2 protein-coding genes are annotated in these 3,769 nt (G+C 52.4%); both read left to right on the forward strand.

Going from position 1 to position 3,769, the window contains the following annotated elements; translation table 11 throughout:
• The first annotated feature begins 52 nt into the window (after window positions 1-52).
• Window positions 53-2,071: an OmpA family protein gene (locus ACR0DH_RS20150; RefSeq protein ID WP_480551852.1), complete on the forward strand. Its 2,019-nt coding sequence runs from the start codon at window positions 53-55 to the stop codon at window positions 2,069-2,071.
• Between the two features lie 733 nt (window positions 2,072-2,804).
• A complete protein-coding gene (locus tag ACR0DH_RS20155) occupies window positions 2,805-3,476 on the forward strand; it encodes a DUF6778 family protein (RefSeq protein ID WP_480551854.1) in 672 nt (223 codons plus the stop codon).
• Window positions 3,477-3,769: the final 293 nt, after the last annotated feature.

Here is a 3,769-nt window from a genome sequence, read left to right on the forward strand (position 1 = left end):
TGAGCCAGAAAAGATCAGACATGGTCACCGCTCGTTTTTCGAACCGTGAATCATGCACCAACGCGGAAATCAATGGGTCCTGACCCTAGTGCTTGGTGGTGGGGGATTTACCGTTTCATCCGGTGGTAGCGCTACTGACTTTGCGGCAATTTTGGCCGATTTGGACATTATTTCAATTGGGCTCGAGTTTGGAGACCTCGCTGACTTTGGTGGGACGCCAGGGGTGGATTGCTCTAACGTTGAGTTTCTAGGGTTGGATAATGTAGTTGTTTCCGGGTTGTTTTTAGCTATTGACGCGGTGGATGGGATCACCGGCGCGACGACCGCTTCGGTTCTGGACAACGACACGCTGAACGGCGCTGTGCTGGATCCGGCGGATATCTCGCTGGGCATCTCGGGCACGGCGAATGACAGCGTGACAATGCTAGGCCTGGATGTGACCCCGGCGGCGGGTTCGGTGACAATGAATGCGGCGGGGGAGATTGAGATCGCTCCTGGCACAACGGCGGGCACTTATGTGTTCACCTACGAGATCTGCGAGACACTGAGCCTCACAAATTGCGACACAGCGCATATCAGTGTGGAAGTGTCGAACCCGTCGCTGATCGACAAGATTACCGAGGACCTGATTACAATTCTTGAGGACGACCGCGACACAACCGTCGAATTGCAAAGCCAGCAGGCCCGTGGTTTTGCTTCCGGAGCGCTGGATCGTTTAAGGCAGCGCGGCGCGCTGCAATGTGCGGCTGCTGTGAACGACTATCTGAACAAACACCCAATCCTGTTTGATACCGACAAAGCCATTATCAAACAGGAAAGCGCCCCCTTTTTGGATGAGATCGCTGAGATTCTGGGAAGCTGTGAAGGCAGTACCTTCGAAATTGCGGGTCATACCGACAGCGACGCATCGGATGCGTATAATCTGGCGCTCAGCCAACGGCGGGTCGATGCGGTTTTGCAGGCCCTGGTGTCCCGTGGCGTAGACACTGTCGGGTTTCGCGCACGCGGGTATGGCGAAAGCCGTCCGATTGACACAAACGCGACGGCCCAGGGCAAGGCACGCAATCGCCGGGTAGAGTTTGTTCCGATCGAAGCGCTGGATCACTACGACATCTGCAAAAACACAAAGGACCGGGACCATACCTTCAACCTACAGGCGAACGGCGCGGGCGTGACGGTAGATGGTGGGCTGTTCCACCAGAATTACAACTGCGCGCGCGATGTGTGGGAAACCATCGAGGGCTCATTGAACTTCCTTGAGACAGACAGCGGCCTGTCGCAAACCCTGCTGAACGTTTCCTACCGTCGCGAGCGCTTTGTCAGCGAAAATAGGGTGCAGGGTTATTTCGTCGGGATTTATGGAAGCACCAGCGACGTGACCAGCACAGCAAACGGTGAAATCCATGGCTTTGGTTTCAATGCCGGTGTCTTCGGCGCGAACCGGTTCAACAATGGCCTGTATCTCGACTACTATCTGGGTGGTGCCATCGGCCGTCACGAATTCGATCTCGATTTCCAAAGAAGCTTTGGCATGATCGCGGCTTCCGGCGATTACAGTTATTTTGCCGGGTTTGCGGGTGTGGCCCTGTCTGGCGAGATCGAACGGGAAATCTATCGTTTCGTACCGCGCGCCGGGATCGACTATGCCTATTCACCTTCGGTAGATGTGGATGTGGTTGCACGGTTCCAGAGCATCTCGGAATCGGGGTTAGTCGAGCTTGCCTCGCTGACCAACACGCGGCTTTTTGCAGAACTAAGGATCGAGCGTGAGGTGAACAAAGGCGCTTCACTTCTGGCCTTTACCCCGGTTGTGGCCTGCTACGCCTCGTCGGGAAGCTTCGACAATACGTGTAGCATTGGGGCCAAGCTTGAATACGAAAGCTTCAATGAAATAGCAAATGGCTGGCAGTATGGAGTCCGCATTAGCGGGGAGCGCGGAAACGGGCTGTCAACCCTATCCGTTGCTGCTGATGTGTCACGGCGGTTAAATGTGGGTAAGATCAGCGCCCGTGCTGGTGTTGATGCGACAGTCAACCCGAGTCTGGGTGTCGATTACGAGCTGAAATTCTAACGCGGTGCCTAATACAGAAGCTACTGACTTTCATCATCAAGGATGCTCGCATAATGCCGTTTGCAAAACAGGGGCTAACAAGAGAACGCTATTAAGTTTGGCGCCGGGCAGGGTAGATGAGCAGGTCGCTCGCGCATGCTGTAGTCGGCCTGCTCCAATCCACGGCGCAAAACGCCGGCCATAGGAACCTATCCCACCTTTCTGATCAATGGAGATAGATCCACGATCAGACTCTCGGTCTGACCCGCGAGTTGATGGCCTTCCCAAAACGGAATGACGAGCGCGATATAGAACAGAGGCTCATCGGTGGAACACACCGCCCTCTTCGACTGGCAGAGGTGACGGGCCGGGCTCAGCCAGACGCAACGGGTGAAATAAGCGCCGGCACGTGGGGCAACGGCCCCAGGTGCCAAGGGTAATCAAAGAAACCTCTACGCCAGCGCAACGGTAAAGAATGACCCGCCGAAGCGAGCCAGTGACTCTCACCGCGAGGGTAACCAGTAATTAAAATGAACTTTTGCCTGCTACCTTTTGCGAGCTCGGTAAAAAACGCCATCATGCGTAATGGCAGCAATCCGGTCGTCGGTGCGACGGGACATTTCGATCCTATCACCAGTCATCATTGCCTCCACATGCAGTGTCCATGAGCCTCCCCACCTGAACTGGTCCACCGTTATGCTTAGAGTTGAACTTTAGCTAACGAAAGCCTGTATCAAATAGTGAAACGCCTACTTTGGATAAATACCTCTACTTATCTAACTGTCTGAAACTGTTGGTAGGAAATCAGGTTAAGACTAAGATGCGAAGTGGGCTAGGATTTGCGGCATGTTTTCTGTTTGTCGCTGGGTGTGGCGGAGTATTTCAGACGCAATACAAAACAGGATTTGATGCACAAGCAACTAATGATTGGCGTGTAGAATCCATTTCAGTAATCGTCCCCAATATGCTCACGGTTTCAGAAAGTAATTCCATAGCCGCGAATGCCGACATCCTCTGGCAGGGCGAGCCGTTTGGTGATCGTAAGAAGCAAGTTGCTACAATCATAGAAGACGCCGCTAAACATGCCAGTTCGCAAATGAATGGTTCGAGACCTGTTTCCTTGGCGATTGTGGTAGAGCGATTTCATGCAGTGTCGAATAAGGCGCGGAAGGTCCTATCGGTATCGGGAGTTCATAGTATCCGCTTCACAGCGCAGGCCATTGATGCCACTACCGGAAAACCTATTGCGAATCCAAGTAAAATAGCGGCAAGCTTACCTGCATTTACTGGTAAACAAGCTCAGATCGCTGATCAGTTGGGTGAAACACAAAAAGTAAGGATTTCCAGACATCTGAAGAGTGTGTTCCTTGCTTGGTTGGGACAAGGTCCGGATGTAAGGCGTACGTTTATTCGATTTGGTTTATAAATAGGTCCAAAGCTACTTGAGCAGGACAATCATCCAAATAGCTTGGTGAGATCAGACAGATAGATAGGCCAAAAAAAATGAACACTAGAGTTAGAAGTTTTCTCCGTGGAACTGCCGCACACTTTTGGCGATTGACGCTTAGGCTACCAGCGAGTTAACAAATTTTGGTGCTATCAAATCGAAGGCCCGATTTGAAAATAAGCTAGGGTCAGGACCCATTGATTTCCGCGTTGGTGCATGATTCACGGTTCGAAAAACGAGCGGTGACCATGTCTGATCTTTTCTGGCTCACA

Source organism: Ruegeria sp. I1 (assembly GCF_056532675.1).